The sequence below is a fragment of the Streptomyces sp. FH025 genome, assembly GCF_017427025.1.
Lineage (GTDB): Bacteria > Actinomycetota > Actinomycetes > Streptomycetales > Streptomycetaceae > Kitasatospora.
Genome location: NZ_JAFLNG010000108.1, coordinates 1 through 15,592 on the forward strand (window position 1 = coordinate 1; position 15,592 = coordinate 15,592).

Consider the following 15,592-nt stretch of genomic DNA (forward strand, 5'->3'; position numbering starts at 1 on the left):
TGGTTCAAAGGTAGTTGAGCCGTCATCAGTTGGGGAGGGCGCACGCGGAATTCATCCGGACGAGCTATCAAGTTGTGACGTTGACACTTTCGTGTCACCGCCCTCCCCGTTCCTCACCCGCCCCGGCCGTGGCGCGGCTCAGGAGCAGCGGGTCCCCTCGGCCGGCATGGTGCCCTCGGTCAGGTAGGCCTGCATCGCCTGGTCGATGCAGGCGTTGCCCTTGCCGAAGGCGCCGTGGCCCTCGCCCACCAGGGTGAGCAGGGTGGCCTTCGCGAAGCCCTTGGCCAGCGTCTCGGCCGAGGAGTACGGGGTGGCCGGGTCGCCGGTGGTGCCGACCACCAGGATCGGCGCGGCGCCCTCGGCCCGGATGGTGTGCGGCTTCTCGGGGGACTGGTACGGCCAGCCCTTGCAGGACGCCTCGGTGAAGTCCTCGGTCGCGACGCCCCGGTTCATCAGCGGGGCCTTCTCCTGGAGCTCCTCGGCCACGGCCCGGGCGCGTTCGGGGGAGGGCGCCGGCGCCGCGCCGTCGGCGCAGCTGATCGCGGCGTGCGCGGACTCCATCGGCGAGTAGTGGCCGTTCTCGTCGCGCTCCCGGTAGCTGTCGGAGTAGGCCAGCAGCATGTCGCCGCGCTTCATGGTCATCGCCATGCCGAGGCCGACCCGCAGGTACTGCCAGGACTGGGTCTGGTCGCCGTAGAGGGCCGCGGTGACGCCGTTCCAGGCCAGGTCGCGGCCGACCTTGCGGCCGTCCCTGGTGGGCAGCGGGTGGTCGGCCAGGCCGTCCAGGAAGTCGGCGGCCCTGGTGGCGGCGAGGGCGGAGTCTGTGCCGAGCGGGCACTCGTCGGCGTGGTTCTCGGCGCAGTCGGCGGCGAAGCGCCGGAAGGAGGTCTCGAAGCCGATCCGCTGCTTGACCACGGAGTCCAGGTTGTCGGCGGCCGGGTCGACGGCGCCGTCCAGGACGAGCCGGCCGGTGTTCTGCGGGAACTCCTCGGCGTACAGCGAGCCCAGGTAGGTGCCGTACGAGACGCCGAGGTAGTTGAGCTTCCGGTCGCCGACGGCGGCGCGCAGCACGTCCAGGTCGCGGGCGGTGTTGCGGGTGCCGACGAAGGGCAGCAGCTTGCCGGACCTGGCCTGGCAGGCGGCGATGTACTCGGCGTTCTGCCGGTCGGAGGAGGCCTTGCGGGCGGCCGGGTCCAGCGGCTCGTCCACCTGGGACTGCTCGTCGCGCCGCTTGTCGTCCAGGCAGAGCACCGGCGAGCTGGCGCCGGTGCCGCGCGGGTCGAAGCCGATCACGTCGAAGCGGTCGTGCAGGGCGCCGGCGAACTCCTTGGCACCGGACCTGACCATGTCGACGCCGGAGCCGCCGGGGCCGCCCGGGTTGACCATCAGCGAGCCGATCCGCTGATCGGGCTTGGCGGCCGGGTACTTGACCAGCGCCAGGTCGATCGCGTCGGCGGCGGGGTGGGCGTAGTCGAGCGGGACGTGCAGCTTTCCGCACCGCATCGTGGAGAGGTCGGCCTCGTCCTCACCCTCGGCGGTCCCGTCGGAGGGGCAGGAGCCCCAGCCGATCTGCTGGCCGTAGAAGAGCGCGAGCGCCGGGTCGGCCTCACCGGAGGGCTTGGACGCGGCGGTGGTCGTCGGGCCCGGGGCGGCGTCGGCGGCCTTGTCGCGGGCCGGCCCGGTGGTCCCGTCGCAGGCGGCGGTGAGGAGCAGGGTGCCTGCCGCGAGCGCGGTCAGCAGGACGCGGGGGCGGGCGGCCCGGAAGGTCTTCATCGCATGTGTGTACCACTCGGTCAGGACACGTTCGATCTTGACCCCCCGGGCCTTGTACCCGTTCGGGTCAGCCGCGGTGGACCTTGTGGTTGGCGGCCTGCGCCCGGGGGCGGACCACCAGCAGGTCGATGTTCACGTGCGAGGGCCGGGTGACCGCCCACGCCACGGTGTCCGCGATGTCCTCCGAGGTCAGCGGCTCGGCCACGCCCGCGTACACGGCCGCGGCCTTCTCCTCGTCACCGCGGTAGCGGGTGACCGCGAAGCCCTCGGACTTCACCATGCCGGGCGCGATCTCGATCACCCGGATCGGCTCCCCGCACAGCTCCAGCCGCAGCGTCGCCGCGATGGTGTGCGCGGCGTGCTTGGCGGCGACGTACCCGCCGCCGCCCTCGTACGCGGCCAGCGCGGCGGTCGAGGACAGCACCAGCACGGTGCCGTCGCCGGTGGCGCGCAGGGCGGGCAGCAGCGCCTGGGTCATGTGCAGCACGCCGAGCACGTTCACCTCGTACATGGCCCGCCAGTCGGCCGGGTCGCCGTGCTCGACGCTCTCGGCGCCGATCGCGCCGCCGGCGTTGTTCACCAGCACGTCCACCCGGCCGATCCCGGCCGCGAAGGCGTCCACGGCGGCCCGGTCGGTGACGTCCAGGGTGTGGGCGCGGCCGCCGATCTCCTTGGCCAGCGCCTCGATCCGGTCCGTCCTGCGGGCGGTCAGCACCACGTCGAAGCCCTCGGCGGCCAGCCGGCGGGCGGTCGCCGCGCCGATTCCGCTGCTGGCACCGGTGACCACGGCCACCTTCTGCTCGGTCATTGCCACTCCCTGGGGGCTCATCGGTCGTTCACCCGATCATCTCAACCGCGTCTGCGGCCCCGCCGCCCGGTGGCGTTCTACATTGCGAGGATCGACCAGCTCCCAGTCGCCGATCCCCGTGGAGGGACCCATGGCAGCCGAGCCGCGCCCCGACCGTCTCTCCGAATCCGGCTTCCCGATCGAGCCGCTGTACGGCCCCGAGGCGCTGGCCGGCTGGGATCCGGCCACCCGGCTGGGCCGGCCGGGGGAGTACCCGTACACCCGGGGCGTCTACCCGACGATGTACACGGGCAGGCCGTGGACGATGCGCCAGTACGCGGGCTTCGGCACCGCCGCCGAGTCCAACGCCCGCTACCGGCAACTGATCGCGGGCGGCGGCACCGGCCTCTCGGTGGCCTTCGACCTGCCCACCCAGATGGGCTACGACTCGGACGCGCCGCTCGCCGCCGGGGAGGTCGGCAAGGTCGGCGTGGCCGTGGACGGCGTCGAGGACATGGCGGTGCTGTTCGACGGCATCCCGCTCGGCGGGGTGTCCACCTCGATGACCATCAACGCGCCCGCCGCGCTGCTCCTGCTCCTCTACCAACTGGTCGGCGAGGCCCAGGGGGTGGCGGCCTCCGCGCTCACCGGCACGGTCCAGAACGACGTGCTGAAGGAGTACATCGCCCGCGGCACCTACATCTTCCCGCCGCAGCCCTCGCTGCGGCTGGTCGCGGACGTGTTCCGGTACTGCCGGGCCGAGATCCCGCGCTGGAACACCATCTCCATCTCCGGCTACCACATGGCCGAGGCGGGGGCCGACCCCGCGCAGGAGATCGCCTTCACCCTGGCCAACGGCATCGCCTACGTCCGCACCGCGCTCGCCGCCGGAATGGCCGTGGACGACTTCGCCCCCCGGCTCTCCTTCTTCTTCGTGGCCCGCACCACCCTGCTGGAGGAGGTCGCCAAGTTCCGTGCCGCGCGCCGGATCTGGGCCCGGATCATGCGCGAGGAGTTCGGCGCCCGCGACCCGCGCTCGCTGATGCTGCGCTTCCACACCCAGACCGCCGGGGTGCAGCTCACCGCCCAGCAGCCCGAGGTGAACCTGGTCCGGGTCTCGGTGCAGGCCCTCGCCGCGGTGCTCGGCGGCACCCAGTCGCTGCACACCAACAGCTTCGACGAGGCGATCGCGCTGCCCACCGAGAAGGCCGCCCGCCTCGCCCTGCGCACCCAGCAGGTGCTCGCCCACGAGACCGACGTGACGGCCACCGTCGACCCCTTCGCCGGCTCCTACGCGGTCGAGTCGCTGACCGACCGGGTGGAGGCCGCCGCGCTGGCGCTGATGGCCCGCGTCGAGGAGTACGGCGGCGCGGTGGCCGCGATCGAACAGGGCTTCCAGAAGGGCGAGATCGAGCGCACCGCCTACCGCCTCCAGCAGGAGACCGACTCCGGCGAGCGGACGGTGGTCGGGGTCAACCGCTTCCGGCTGGACGAGGAGGAGCCGTACCAGCCGCTGCGGGTGGACCCGGAGATCGAGCGGCGGCAGGCCGAGCGGCTGGTACGGCTGCGGGCGGAGCGCTCCTCGACCGCCGTCGCCCGGGCGTTGGACGCGCTGCGCCGCACCGCCGAGGGACCGGAGAACGTGCTGTACCCGATGAAGGAGGCGCTGGCCGCCCGGGCCACCGTCGGCGAGGTGTGCGACGCGCTGCGCGGGGTGTGGGGGACGTACGTCCCGGTGGAGCGGTTCTGAGTCGTCGCTCCCGGGTCGCCGCCCCGACACCGTCCGGTTGAGTGGGCGTCAACCCGCCGAGTCCATCGTGTGGGTGACGGGCGTGACCGCCGTCCCGGTGGATCGTTGCACTGGGCAACAACTCGGGGAAGGGCGGCCGAAACGAGATGTCATACCCACCTGTCCAGCCGGTATGCGCCCATCCGGGGACTAGTTTTCCGGAAGTCGGGCCAAATCCCCCCAACAGGCCTACGATTGGGGAGATGAACCGTCCTGAGCCCACCCAGTCGGGCGCCACTCTCGCCGCCGCACGCCCCACCGCCGAACTGCGCGACAGGGTGAGGAGGCTGGAGCCCGAGCTGATCGCCTTCCGCCGTGATCTGCACCGGCACCCGGAGCTGGGGCGCCAGGAGTTCCGCACCACCAACCTGCTGCGCGACCGGCTGGTCGCGGCGGGCCTGGAGCCGCGGGTGCTGCCCGGTGGCACCGGCCTGCTGGTGGACGTCGTCCCGCCCGGCACCGCCCCGGGCACCGAGTTCCTGGCCTTCCGCGCCGACATCGACGCGCTGCCGATCGACGACGCCAAGACCGAGGTGCCGTACCGCTCGACCGTCCCCGGCCGGGCCCACGCCTGCGGCCACGACGTGCACACCTCGGTGGTGCTCGGTCTCGGCCTGGTGCTCGCCGAGGCCGTCCGCACCGGCGAACTGCGCCGCCCGGTCCGGCTGGTGTTCCAGCCCGCCGAGGAGGTCATGCCGGGCGGTGCGCTGGACGTCATCAGCGCCGGTGGGATGGAGGGCGTCGGCCGGATCTTCGCGGTGCACTGCGACCCGAAGGTGGAGGTCGGCCGGATCGCCCTGCGGGTCGGCGCGATCACCTCGGCCTGCGACCGCCTGGTGCTGCACCTGGACGGCCCCGGCGGGCACACCGCCCGCCCGCACCTGACCACCGATCTGGTGACGGCGGTCGCCAGGGCGGCCGCCGACCTGCCGGGTGCGCTGGCCCGCCGGATGGATCCGCGCTGGGGCGTCAGCCTGGTCTGGGGCCGGATCGCCTCCGGCTCCGCGCCGAACGTCATCCCGCAGCACGCCGAACTGGAGGGCACCGTCCGCTGCCTGGAGCTGGACGGCTGGCGCGAGGCGCCGGACCTGCTGCACGAGCTGATCGCCAAGCTCGCCGAGACCTACCGGGCCAAGTGGACGCTGGACTACCACCGCGGGGTGCCGCCGGTGGTGAACGAGGCGGTCTCGGTGGCGCGGCTGGAGGCGGCGATGACCGCCCGCTTCGGCCGGGACGGTGGCCAGGTGGTGGAGGGCACCGAACAGAGCCTGGGCGGCGAGGACTTCTCCTGGTACCTGGAGCACGCCCCGGGCGCGCTGGCCCGACTCGGGGTGCGCGCCCCCGGCGACCCCACCGTCCGGGATCTGCACCAGGGCCGGTTCGACGTGGACGAGCGGGCGATCGGCGTCGGGGTGGAGCTGTTCGCGGCTCTGGCTCTGGAGGACGACCCGGACCGGCCGTGACCAGGGAGTATGCGATCGACACGTGATCGAACCGTCGAGATCCGGAGGCTCGGACCGGTTCCGTAAACTGAGCCGGACCAAGTCTCGGATCGCCGTCGGCGCACGGGAAAAGAGCCTCGGGGCGACCCTTCAGACCACGGTTTGATAACAACCCGAACGCTCCGGCACCCCGTAACACAACCGTGTTCTACGCGCGTTACGGTGGCGTCCGATCACGCCAAACGGTTGCGTGTTAGAAGGAGATACTCCCTTGCGCCGTTCAATGAAGCTCGCCGCGGTTGTGCTCTCGGGTTCCCTGGGCATGGCCTCGCTCGCCGCTTGCGGCGCAAAGAGCACCGACAACAACGCCTCCTCGGGGTCGTCCGACTCGCTCAAGGTCGGCATGGCCTACGACATCGGCGGCCGTGGCGACCAGTCGTTCAACGACTCCGCCGCTCGTGGTCTGGACAAGGCCAAGTCGGACCTGGGCGTCTCCGTGACCGAGGCCGAGGCCAAGCAGGGCGAGGCCGAGGCCGACAAGGAGACCCGTCTCAAGAACCTGATCGACGCGGGCTACAAGACGATCGTCGCGGTCGGCTTCGTGTACCAGCCGGCGGTCAACAAGGTCGCCAAGGACAACCCGAACGTCAAGTTCGCGATCATCGACTCGAACGACAAGGACCAGCCGTCCAACGTCACCTCGCTGCTCTTCGCCGAGCAGGAGGGTTCGTACCTGGCCGGTGTCGCCGCCGCGAACAAGAGCCACAGCAAGCACGTCGGCTTCATCGGCGGTGTGCAGTCCGAGCTGATCAAGAAGTTCGAGGCCGGCTACAAGGCGGGTGTGAAGTCCGTCGACCCGAGCATCCAGGTCGAGACCACCTACCTGACCACCCCGCCGGACTTCACCGGCTTCGCCTCGCCCGACAAGGGCAAGGAGGCCGCGCAGGGCCAGCTCGACAAGGGCGCGGACGTCATCTACGCCGCCGCCGGCTCCTCCGGCAACGGCGCCATCGAGGCCGTCGCCAACAAGCAGGGCGCCCTGGCCATCGGCGTCGACTCCGACCAGGCCAACCAGCCGGCCCTGGCGAAGTACAAGAACAGCATCATGACCTCGATGGTCAAGAACGTCGACAACGCGGTCTACGCCTACATCGACTCGGTCAAGAAGGGCGCGCCGTTCACCGGCATCAAGCTCTTCGACCTGAAGTCCGACGGTGTGTCGCTCGCCACCACCGGCGGCAAGATCGACGACATCCAGGACAAGCTGAAGGCCGCCGCCGACGCCATCAAGAGCGGCGCCACCACCATCCCGACCGCGCCGGCCGCCCAGTAAGGCCCGCGCGCCCTCGGGCGCGACCAGCGGCTGCCGCCTGTCCGGCAGCTCGACGATCGACACAGTTCACGGGAGGGGCCCGGCAGGGTGCGCTCAAGGCGTACCCCCGGGCCCCGTTCCGTCCCCCCGTTCACCCCTTGGCCCTCCGAGCGCAACGACGCGCCTCCAGACCACCAGGAGACCGCCATCACCGCATCAGACCCCGTCCCCCTGCGCAAGGACGGCAACCCCAGCGCGGGGACGGCGACACCGGCCGTCGAACTGCGCGGCATCACCAAGCGCTTCCCCGGCGTCGTGGCCAACCACGACATCAACCTCACCGTCCGCCAGGGCACCGTGCACGCCCTGATGGGCGAGAACGGCGCCGGCAAGTCGACGCTGATGAAGATCCTCTACGGCATGCAGAAGCCGGACGAGGGCACCATCGCGATCAACGGCGAGCCGTGCGAGTTCAACACCCCCGGCGACGCCATCTCCCGCGGCATCGGCATGGTGCACCAGCACTTCATGCTCGCCGACAACCTCACGGTGTGGGAGAACGTCGTCCTCGGCGGCGAGAAGCTCCACGGCATCGGGGCCAGGGCGAAGGCGAAGATCAAGGAGATCTCCGACCAGTACGGCCTGGGCGTGCGCCCGGACGCCCTGGTCGAGGACCTCGGCGTCGCCGACCGCCAGCGCGTCGAGATCCTCAAGGTGCTGTACCGCGGCGCCAAGATCCTGATCCTCGACGAGCCCACGGCCGTCCTCGTGCCGCAGGAGGTCGACGCGCTGTTCGACAACCTGCGCGAGCTCAAGGCCGAGGGCGTCACCGTCATCTTCATCTCGCACAAGCTGCACGAGGTGCTGGCGGTGGCCGACGCGATCAGCGTCATCCGGCGCGGCACCACGGTCGGCGACGCGGACCCGAAGGCCGTCACCGCCCGCCAGCTCGCCGAGCTGATGGTCGGTGCCGAGCTGCCCTCCCCGGAGAGCCGCGAGTCGACCGTCACCGACACCGTGATGCTCGACGTCGAGGACCTGCGGATCGCCAAGACCGACGCCGAGGGCATTGAGCGCGTCGTCCTGGACGACATCTCGCTGCGCATCCACAAGGGCGAGATCCTCGGCATCGCGGGCGTCGAGGGCAACGGCCAGGCCGAACTGGTCGAGGCGATCATGGGCATGCTGCCGCTGGACGGCGGCACCGTCACCCTGGACGGCAAGGACCTCTCCGGCACCCTCACCCGGGCCCGCCGCGAGGCCGGCATCGGCTACATCCCCGAGGACCGCCACCGGCACGGCCTGCTGCTGGAGGCCCCGCTCTGGGAGAACCGGATCCTCGGCCACGTCACCGAGGCGCCCAACTCCAAGGGCCTGCTGCTCGACCCGGCCGCCGCCCGTACGGACACCTGGCGGATCGTCGAGCAGTACGACGTCCGCACCCCCGGCATCGAGGTCACCGCGGCCTCGCTCTCCGGCGGCAACCAGCAGAAGCTGATCATCGGCCGCGAGATGAGCCACCAGCCCAAGCTGCTGATCGCCGCCCACCCCACCCGCGGCGTGGACGTCGGCGCGCAGGCGCAGATCTGGGAGCACATCCGGTCCGCCCAGCGGGAGGGCCTCGCCGTCCTGCTGATCTCCGCCGACCTGGACGAGCTGATCGGCCTCTCCGACACCATCCGGGTCATCTACCGCGGCCGCCTGGTCGCCGACGCCGACCCGGCCACCGTCACCGCCGAGGACCTGGGCACCGCGATGACCGGTGCCGCCAGCGGTCACCTGGAGTCCGAGTCGGAGGCCGTCGCCGAGGCGCAGGCCGTCGCGGCGGAGGGCACCGAGGCCGAGGACGAGCACCCGCACACCGACACCGCCGACGACCCGCAGGCGGGGGAGTAACCCATGACCAGTCCCAACCCCGCCGCCAAGCGCAGCCTGGCGCAGCGGATCAGCGGTGAGCGGATCGTGCTCGCACTGGCGGCGCCGGTGCTCGCCGTCCTGCTGTCCGTCGCGATCTGCTCCGTCCTGCTGGCGACCTCGGGCAAGAACCCGTTCGACGCGTGGAACGTGATGATCACGTACGCCAGCAAGTCGGACGGCCAGGTGGGCATCCTCAACCGGACCACCACCTACTACCTGGCCGCCGCGGCCGCCGCGTTCGGGTTCCGGATGAACCTGTTCAACATCGGCGTCGAGGGCCAGTACAAGGTCGCGGCGCTGTTCGCGGCCTTCGTCGGCGCCAAGGTCGACCTGCCGGCCTTCATCCAGATCCCGCTGCTGCTGGTCACCGCCATGGTGGTCGGTGGCCTCTACGCGAGCATCGCCGGTCTGCTGAAGGTCTACCGCGGCGTCAGCGAGGTCATCTCGACCATCATGCTGAACTCGATCGCGGTCGCGATCGTCGGCCTGCTGCTGGTGCCCGGCATCTTCGCGCCGAAGGTCAGCAGCACCAGCAACTCGATCCAGACCGAGCCGATCTCGCAGTCCAGCCACTTCTTCTCCATGGAGACGGCCGGTGGCACGCTCTGGGGCTTCATCTTCGTCGCCGCCCTGGTCGGCGTGGCCTTCCAGTTCGTGCTGACCCGCACCCGCTTCGGCTTCGACCTGCGCGCCACCGGCCGCTCGGAGTCCGCGGCGACCGCCTCCGGCGTGAACGTCAAGCGGATGGTCGTCATCTCGATGGTGGCCTCGGGCGCCATCGCCGGTCTGATCGGCCTGCCCGAACTGCTGCAGAACTCGTACTACTACGGCCAGAGCTTCCAGCCCGGCCTCGGGTTCCTGGGCATCTCGGTCGCCCTGCTCGGCCGCAACAGCCCGATCGGCATGGCCTTCGCGGCGCTGCTGTTCGCCTTCCTCGACGTCACCGGCTCGGTGCTGCCACTTCAGGGCGGTTTCCCCTTCGAGATCGTCAGCGTCATGGAGGGCACCATCGTCATCTGCGTCGTCGTCGCGTACGAGCTGGTGCGCCGCTACGGTCTGACCCGCCAGCAGAAGCGGGTCGGCGCCCAGCTCGCCGCTCAGGCCGCCGCGGCCACTGAGAAGAAGGAGGTGTCCGCATGAGCACGGCCACCGCTGCGCGCCCGAAGGCGTCGGGCGCGCCCGCGAAGAAGCGCAAGCTGTCCTGGCCGGTGGTCCTGCTCCTGATCGCGGGCGCCCTGGTGCTGTTCTCCGCCGTGGGCCTGGCCACCGGCAACCACTCGCTGACCTCCTCCGGGCAGGTCACCGCCGCGCTCAGCGCCGCCGTGCCGATCGGCATGGCCGGTCTGGGCGGCCTCTGGTCCGAGCGGGCCGGTGTGGTCAACATCGGTCTCGAAGGCATGATGGTCGCCGGCACCTTCTGCGGTGCCTGGGCGGGCTACCTCGTCAACCCGTGGTTCGGCCTGCTGGCCGGCATGCTCGGCGGTGCGCTCGGCGGTCTGCTGCACGCCGTCGTCACCGTCACCTTCGGCGTCGACCACATCGTCTCCGGCGTCGGCATCAACCTGCTGATCCCCGGCATCTGCGCGTACGTCAACCGGATCTACTACAAGGACTACATCTCGGCGGGCGCCGGGCAGAACCAGTCCCCGCCGGCGGATCCGCTGCCGTACATCACCGTCCCGGGTCTGTCCTCCTGGCTGAAGGACATCGAAGGCCACCACTGGTTCTTCGTCTCGGACGTCGCGGGTGTGCTCGGCGGTCTGGTCACCAACATCTCGGTGGTCGTCCTGTTGGCCGGTGTGCTGATCGTGGTCAGCTACTTCGCGCTCTGGCGCACGGTGTTCGGCCTGCGGCTGCGCTCCTGCGGTGAGAACCCGACCGCGGCCGAGTCGCTGGGTGTCAACGTCTACAAGTACAAGTACATGGCGGTCGTCGCCTCCGGTGCCTTCGCGGGCCTCGGCGGTGCGTACCTCTCGCTGGTCGCCGCGCACTTCTACAAGGACGGCCAGACCCTCGGCCGCGGCTTCATCGGCCTCGCCGCGATGATCTTCGGCAACTGGATGCCCGGCGGCCTCGCCATGGGCGCCGGCCTGTTCGGCTTCACCGACAGCCTCCAGCTGCGCGACCCGGAGTCGGTGCACGTGCTGATCCTGATCGTCGCGATCGCGATGGCGCTGTTCGCCCTCTGGCAGCTGTACCGCCGCAAGTACACCGCGACGGTGATCTCCTTCGTGGTGGCCGGCGGTCTGGCCGCGTGGTACGCGCTGACCGACGAGGTGCAGCGCCCGCTGATCGTCGCGACGCCGTACCTGATCACCCTGGTGGTGCTCTCGCTGGCCTCGCAGCGGCTGCGGATGCCCAAGGCGGACGGTCAGGTCTACCGCAAGGGCCAGGGCAAGTGACGGCCCCCGCGATCGACTGGGAGCGGCTGCGCGAGGCGGCGCGCGAGGCGATGGCCCGCGCGTACGCCCCGTACAGCGGATTCCCGGTCGGCGCGGCCGCGTTGGTGGACGACGGCCGGTTGGTCAGCGGCTGCAACGTGGAGAACGCCTCGTACGGGCTGGGGCTGTGCGCCGAGTGCGGGCTGGTGTCCGCGCTGCACGCCTCCGGCGGCGGTCGGCTGGTCGCCTTCACCTGCGTCGACGGCGCGGGCGAACTGCTGATGCCGTGCGGGCGCTGCCGCCAGCTGCTGTACGAGCACGGCGGGCCGGAACTGCTGGTCGAACTGCCCTCGGGCATCAAGCCGATGAGCGAGGTCCTGCCCGACGCGTTCGGGCCGGAGCGGCTCTAGCCTCTGATTCTGTTACGCGCGTAGAGTGTCGCGAGTGGGCCGGACCCGGTCATCTCGCGACACTCTTCGCTTTTGAAACCCCTCTTGGAGCACGCATGGACGCCATCTCCGTCATCAGGACCAAGCGCGATCGCGGAGAGCTGAGCGACGCTCAGATCGACTGGGTCATCGACGCCTACACCCGCGGCGAGGTCGCCGACGAGCAGATGTCCGCGCTGGCCATGGCGATCCTGCTGAACGGCATGAACCCGCGCGAGATCAGCCGCTGGACCGACGCCATGATCCGCTCCGGCGTGCGGATGGACTTCTCCTCGCTGCCGCTGCCCACCAGCGACAAGCACTCCACCGGCGGCGTCGGCGACAAGATCACCCTCCCGCTCGCCCCGCTGGTCGCCGCCTGCGGCGCGGCTGTCCCGCAGCTGTCCGGCCGCGGCCTCGGCCACACCGGCGGCACCCTCGACAAGCTGGAGTCCATCCCGGGCTGGCGCGCCCTGCTCTCCAACGACGAGATGCTGGACGTGCTGCGCTCCACCGGCTCGGTGATCTGCGCGGCCGGTGACGGCCTCGCGCCCGCCGACAAGAAGCTGTACGCGCTGCGCGACGTCACCGGCACCGTCGAGGCCATCCCGCTGATCGCCTCCTCGATCATGTCCAAGAAGATCGCCGAGGGCACCGGCGCGCTGGTCCTGGACGTCAAGGTCGGCTCCGGCGCCTTCATGAAGAACCTGGACGACGCCCGCGAACTCGCCCGCACCATGGTCGGCCTGGGCACCACCGCCGGGGTCAACACCGTCGCCCTGCTCACCGACATGTCCACCCCGCTCGGCCTCACCGCGGGCAACGCCCTGGAGGTCCGCGAGTCCCTGGAGGTGCTGGCCGGCGGCGGCCCGGCCGACGTCGTCGAGCTCACCCTCGCGCTCGCCCGTGAGATGCTCGCCGCGGCCGGCGTGCAGGGCAAGGACCCGGCCGACGCGCTGCGGGACGGCTCCGCGATGGACCACTGGCGCCGCATGATCGCCGCCCAGGGCGGCGACGTCGACGCCCCGCTCCCGGTCGCCCGCGAGCAGCACGTCATCCCCGCGCCCGCCTCCGGCGTGCTCACCACGCTGGACGCCTACGCGATCGGCGTCTGCGCCTGGCGCCTGGGCGCCGGCCGCGCCCGCAAGGAGGACCCGGTCCAGGCCGGCGCCGGCGTCGAGATGCACGCCAAGCCCGGCGACACCGTCGTGGCCGGCCAGCCCCTGCTGACCCTCCACACCGACACCCCGGAGCGCTACGACTACGCCATCGAGGCCCTCGCCGGCGGCATCGAGGTCGCCCCGGCCGGTACGGAGTTCACCCCGAACCCGATCGTCCTCGACCGCATCGCCTGAGTGCTGCATGAATGAGCCGCCCGCCGGTGCACACCGGCGGGCGGCTCCGCGTTTTCGCCGCTCAGGGGCGGCCGAAGATGTCGTGGGTGCCGATCCGGCGCCAGACGATGTGGGGTTCGCCGTCTTCCGTAGCTGAGGGTCGCTCGGCTGCCCGGGCCCCGGTCGTCTTCCAGACATCCGGGAGGCCCTGCACCTTCTTCATCCGCAGGCCCCGGCGGGGGCTTTGACGGCGCTTGAGGTCTGCCATGGGGAAAGTCCGCCCATTTGGGGATCAGACGTACGTCCGCAGGACGCTTGTGTCGAGGGTCCACGGCCCGACGGCGATGCCCATATCCCGGAGTGTAGCGATGGTGACTATCAAGCGTCCGCGACCGCCTGGCGGGCCGTGTGGGCCTGATGCAACGTGATCGCATTATGTAGTCATGTAATTACGCCTTGTGTGGCAGTGTGGTTTACGCTGCCGCACATGGAAGTTGACCGCTTCACGGTCGAGATTGAACCTGAGGTCCGCGACTGGCTCACCGCGCTTCCGCCGCGGCACTATGCCAGCGTCGAGGATCACGTCGATTACTTGGCAGATCACCCGACGACGCTTGGCGAGCCGCTCTCGCGTCATCTGGGTGGGCCATTGCGCGAGCTTCGCTTCGATCTGGGGCGTGCGGCCACGAGAATCACTTACTGGCTCGCGCCTGAGCGCCGGATCGTCCTGCTGACGGTGTTCACCAAGACGCGAATGAGGGAGACTGCTCAGGTCACCCGGGCGCTGTGGGCCCAGAAGATCTGCGAGTCCGAGCACGAGCCCGCCCACGAAGAGTTCAGCCGGATCGTCCCGGAAGGAAAGCTGCGATGAACCACTCCCAGTGGAAGACCCGCCGCACACGCCAGCTGTTGGGTGAACAGGTGAAGGAGAGCCCGGAGATGGCTGCGTTTCGGCTGGAAATGCGCTATGCCAGGGCATTCGGGCAGGCTCTCTACGATCGTCGCACTGCGCTGGGGCTGTCGGAGGCGGAGGTGGCCCGTCGCGCTGGCATGACTGAGGAAGACATCGAGTGCATCGAGGGCGCTGGTACCGTGCCCACCCTGCCGCTGCTGGAAAAGCTGGCGGTGGTCCTGGAAGCGGAGCTGGACATCCACGTGGTGCCTGGCACCGATTCGGAGCCAGAGCTCCGTTTCCAGGCGCCGGCTGCCTGAAGTCCGCCGAGGAGCCCGCACCCGGGGGCCGGGTGCAGGCTCCTTCGTGTGCTCAGGCTCGGACAGCCGGTGTCGAGCGCCGGGCCGCGTGGGCCTGGTGGGTGGCGTAGAGGGTGACGGCGGCGGCGAGGGTCATGGCGGTGAGGCCGACGGTGGCGGCGCCGGGCCAGCCGGTGGCGTGGTAGGCGTCGGCGCCGAGGGTGCCGCCGAGGCTGTTGCCGAGGTAGTAGGCGATCAGGTAGAGGGCGGAGGCCTGGGCGCGGCCCTCGGTGGCGGTGCGGCCGACGGCGGAGGAGGCGGTGGCGTGGCCGGCGAAGAAGCCGGCGGTGATCAGGACCAGGCCGAGCAGGGCGCAGAGCAGGGACTCGGCGAGGGAGAGCAGCAGGCCGGCGGCGGTGACGCCGATGGAGACGTAGAGGGCGCCGCGGCGGCCGAGGCGGGCGGAGAGGCGGCCGGCCGCGGCGGAGGTGCCGGTGCCGACCAGGTAGACCACGAAGATCGAGGCGGCGACCGACTCCGGCAGGTGGAACGGCGCGGCGATCAGCCGGTAGCCGGCGGTGTTGTAGACCGCGCCGAACACGGCCATGAACAGCAGTCCCAGCGCGTACAGCCGCACCAGCAGCGGGTTGCGCAGGTGTCGTCCGACCGTACGGGCGAGCGCGCGGGCGTCCACCGGGGCCGGGGCGAAGTGCCGGGCGGCGGGGATCAGCAGCCGGAAGACGAGGGCGGCGAGCAGCGCGAGGACGGCGGAGGCGGCCAGGCCCCAGCGCCAGCCGAGGGCGGCGGCGGTCCAGCCGGAGAGCAGTCGGCCGCCCATGCCGCCGATGCTGTTGCCGGCCACGTACAGGCCCATCGCGGAGGCCAGGGCGCTGGGGTGGACCTCTTCGGCGAGGTAGGCCATCGCGGTGGCGGGCAGTCCGGCGAGGACGGCGCCCTGGAGGACGCGCAGGGCGACGAGGGTGGTGAGGTCGGGGGCGAACGGCAGGGCGACGGCGAGGGCGGAGGCGGCGAGGACGGAGGCCGTCATCACCGCGGTGCGGCCGTACCGGTCGGACAGCGCGCTGGCCGGGAGCAGCCCGAGGGCGAGGCCGAGGGTGGCGGCGGAGGCCGTCCAGCTGGCCTGGCCGGGAGTGAGGTCGAGGTCGGCCGAGAGGATCGGCAGCAGGCCCTGGGTGGAGTAGAGCAGGACGAAGGTCGCGATCCCGGCGGCGAACAGG

Annotated in this window: 14 protein-coding genes; 10 read left to right on the forward strand and 4 right to left on the reverse strand. The window is 71.1% G+C overall.

Annotated features, from left to right (window positions below):
- Positions 1-138: 138 nt before the first annotated feature.
- Positions 139-1,773, reverse strand: a complete 1,635-nt coding sequence (locus J0670_RS10980; RefSeq protein ID WP_207811297.1) for an alpha/beta hydrolase — start codon at positions 1,771-1,773, stop codon at positions 139-141.
- Positions 1,774-1,840: 67 nt separating this feature from the next.
- Positions 1,841-2,581 carry an SDR family oxidoreductase gene (locus tag J0670_RS10985; RefSeq protein ID WP_207811298.1) on the reverse strand — a complete coding sequence of 247 codons (741 nt, stop codon included), beginning with the start codon at positions 2,579-2,581 and terminating at the stop codon, positions 1,841-1,843.
- A gap of 130 nt (positions 2,582-2,711) precedes the next feature.
- On the opposite strand from J0670_RS10985, the gene J0670_RS10990 reads away from it, so the two are divergent.
- The 8 genes from J0670_RS10990 (at position 2,712) to J0670_RS11025 (ending at position 13,184) form a co-directional block, all read left to right on the forward strand.
- Positions 2,712-4,310: a methylmalonyl-CoA mutase gene (locus J0670_RS10990; RefSeq protein ID WP_207811299.1), complete on the forward strand. Its 1,599-nt coding sequence runs from the start codon at positions 2,712-2,714 to the stop codon at positions 4,308-4,310.
- Positions 4,311-4,552: 242 nt separating this feature from the next.
- The gene (locus tag J0670_RS10995) at positions 4,553-5,812 is read left to right on the forward strand and encodes an amidohydrolase (RefSeq protein WP_207811300.1); all 1,260 of its coding nucleotides are present in this window, start codon (positions 4,553-4,555) and stop codon (positions 5,810-5,812) included.
- A 250-nt stretch (positions 5,813-6,062) separates the two neighbouring features.
- On the forward strand, positions 6,063-7,124 hold the full coding sequence (locus tag J0670_RS11000) for a BMP family protein (protein WP_207811301.1): 1,062 nt from the start codon (positions 6,063-6,065) through the stop codon (positions 7,122-7,124).
- Between the two features lie 348 nt (positions 7,125-7,472).
- Positions 7,473-8,999 (forward strand): ABC transporter ATP-binding protein, encoded by a 1,527-nt coding sequence (locus J0670_RS11005; RefSeq protein WP_243436852.1) that lies wholly within the window; start codon positions 7,473-7,475, stop codon positions 8,997-8,999.
- Positions 9,000-9,002: 3 nt separating this feature from the next.
- The gene (locus J0670_RS11010) at positions 9,003-10,160 is read left to right on the forward strand and encodes an ABC transporter permease (RefSeq protein ID WP_207811302.1); all 1,158 of its coding nucleotides are present in this window, start codon (positions 9,003-9,005) and stop codon (positions 10,158-10,160) included.
- The gene (locus tag J0670_RS11015) at positions 10,157-11,422 is read left to right on the forward strand and encodes an ABC transporter permease (protein ID WP_207811303.1); all 1,266 of its coding nucleotides are present in this window, start codon (positions 10,157-10,159) and stop codon (positions 11,420-11,422) included. The genes J0670_RS11010 and J0670_RS11015 overlap by 4 nt, the downstream gene beginning before the upstream one ends.
- Positions 11,419-11,811 carry a cytidine deaminase gene (locus J0670_RS11020; protein ID WP_207811304.1) on the forward strand — a complete coding sequence of 131 codons (393 nt, stop codon included), beginning with the start codon at positions 11,419-11,421 and terminating at the stop codon, positions 11,809-11,811. Before J0670_RS11015 ends, J0670_RS11020 begins: the two co-directional genes overlap by 4 nt.
- A 95-nt stretch (positions 11,812-11,906) precedes the next feature.
- Entirely contained in the window at positions 11,907-13,184 is a 1,278-nt protein-coding gene (locus J0670_RS11025; RefSeq protein ID WP_207811305.1) for a thymidine phosphorylase, read from the forward strand.
- Between the two features lie 61 nt (positions 13,185-13,245).
- Here J0670_RS11025 and J0670_RS11030 read toward each other — a convergent pair whose 3' ends face one another.
- On the reverse strand, positions 13,246-13,431 hold the full coding sequence (locus J0670_RS11030) for a hypothetical protein (RefSeq protein ID WP_207811306.1): 186 nt from the start codon (positions 13,429-13,431) through the stop codon (positions 13,246-13,248).
- A 219-nt stretch (positions 13,432-13,650) separates the two neighbouring features.
- Here J0670_RS11030 and J0670_RS11035 point away from each other — a divergent pair, with 219 nt between their 5' ends.
- Both J0670_RS11035 and J0670_RS11040 read left to right on the forward strand, forming a co-directional pair.
- Positions 13,651-14,034: a type II toxin-antitoxin system RelE/ParE family toxin gene (locus J0670_RS11035; protein WP_207811307.1), complete on the forward strand. Its 384-nt coding sequence runs from the start codon at positions 13,651-13,653 to the stop codon at positions 14,032-14,034.
- Positions 14,031-14,375, forward strand: a complete 345-nt coding sequence (locus J0670_RS11040) for a helix-turn-helix domain-containing protein (RefSeq protein WP_207811308.1) — start codon at positions 14,031-14,033, stop codon at positions 14,373-14,375. The genes J0670_RS11035 and J0670_RS11040 overlap by 4 nt, the downstream gene beginning before the upstream one ends.
- Before the next feature lie 52 nt (positions 14,376-14,427).
- Here J0670_RS11040 and J0670_RS11045 read toward each other — a convergent pair whose 3' ends face one another.
- Positions 14,428-15,591, reverse strand: coding sequence for an MFS transporter (locus J0670_RS11045; protein WP_243436851.1), 1,164 nt, complete (start codon positions 15,589-15,591; stop codon positions 14,428-14,430).
- Position 15,592 lies beyond the last annotated feature (1 nt).

Excerpts from the sequence above, each read along its gene's own strand:
- J0670_RS10980 (WP_207811297.1), bottom strand. The coding sequence starts at position 1,773 with ATGAAGACCTTCCGGGCCGCCCGCCCCCGCGTCCTGCTGACCGCGCTC.
- J0670_RS10985 (WP_207811298.1), bottom strand. The coding sequence starts at position 2,581 with ATGACCGAGCAGAAGGTGGCCGTGGTCACCGGTGCCAGCAGCGGAATC.
- J0670_RS10990 (WP_207811299.1), top strand. The coding sequence starts at position 2,712 with ATGGCAGCCGAGCCGCGCCCCGACCGTCTCTCCGAATCCGGCTTCCCG.
- J0670_RS10995 (WP_207811300.1), top strand. The coding sequence starts at position 4,553 with ATGAACCGTCCTGAGCCCACCCAGTCGGGCGCCACTCTCGCCGCCGCA.
- J0670_RS11005 (WP_243436852.1), top strand. The coding sequence starts at position 7,473 with ATGGGCGAGAACGGCGCCGGCAAGTCGACGCTGATGAAGATCCTCTAC.
- J0670_RS11010 (WP_207811302.1), top strand. The coding sequence starts at position 9,003 with ATGACCAGTCCCAACCCCGCCGCCAAGCGCAGCCTGGCGCAGCGGATC.
- J0670_RS11015 (WP_207811303.1), top strand. The coding sequence starts at position 10,157 with ATGAGCACGGCCACCGCTGCGCGCCCGAAGGCGTCGGGCGCGCCCGCG.
- J0670_RS11025 (WP_207811305.1), top strand. The coding sequence starts at position 11,907 with ATGGACGCCATCTCCGTCATCAGGACCAAGCGCGATCGCGGAGAGCTG.
- J0670_RS11030 (WP_207811306.1), bottom strand. The coding sequence starts at position 13,431 with ATGGCAGACCTCAAGCGCCGTCAAAGCCCCCGCCGGGGCCTGCGGATG.
- J0670_RS11035 (WP_207811307.1), top strand. The coding sequence starts at position 13,651 with ATGGAAGTTGACCGCTTCACGGTCGAGATTGAACCTGAGGTCCGCGAC.
- J0670_RS11040 (WP_207811308.1), top strand. The coding sequence starts at position 14,031 with ATGAACCACTCCCAGTGGAAGACCCGCCGCACACGCCAGCTGTTGGGT.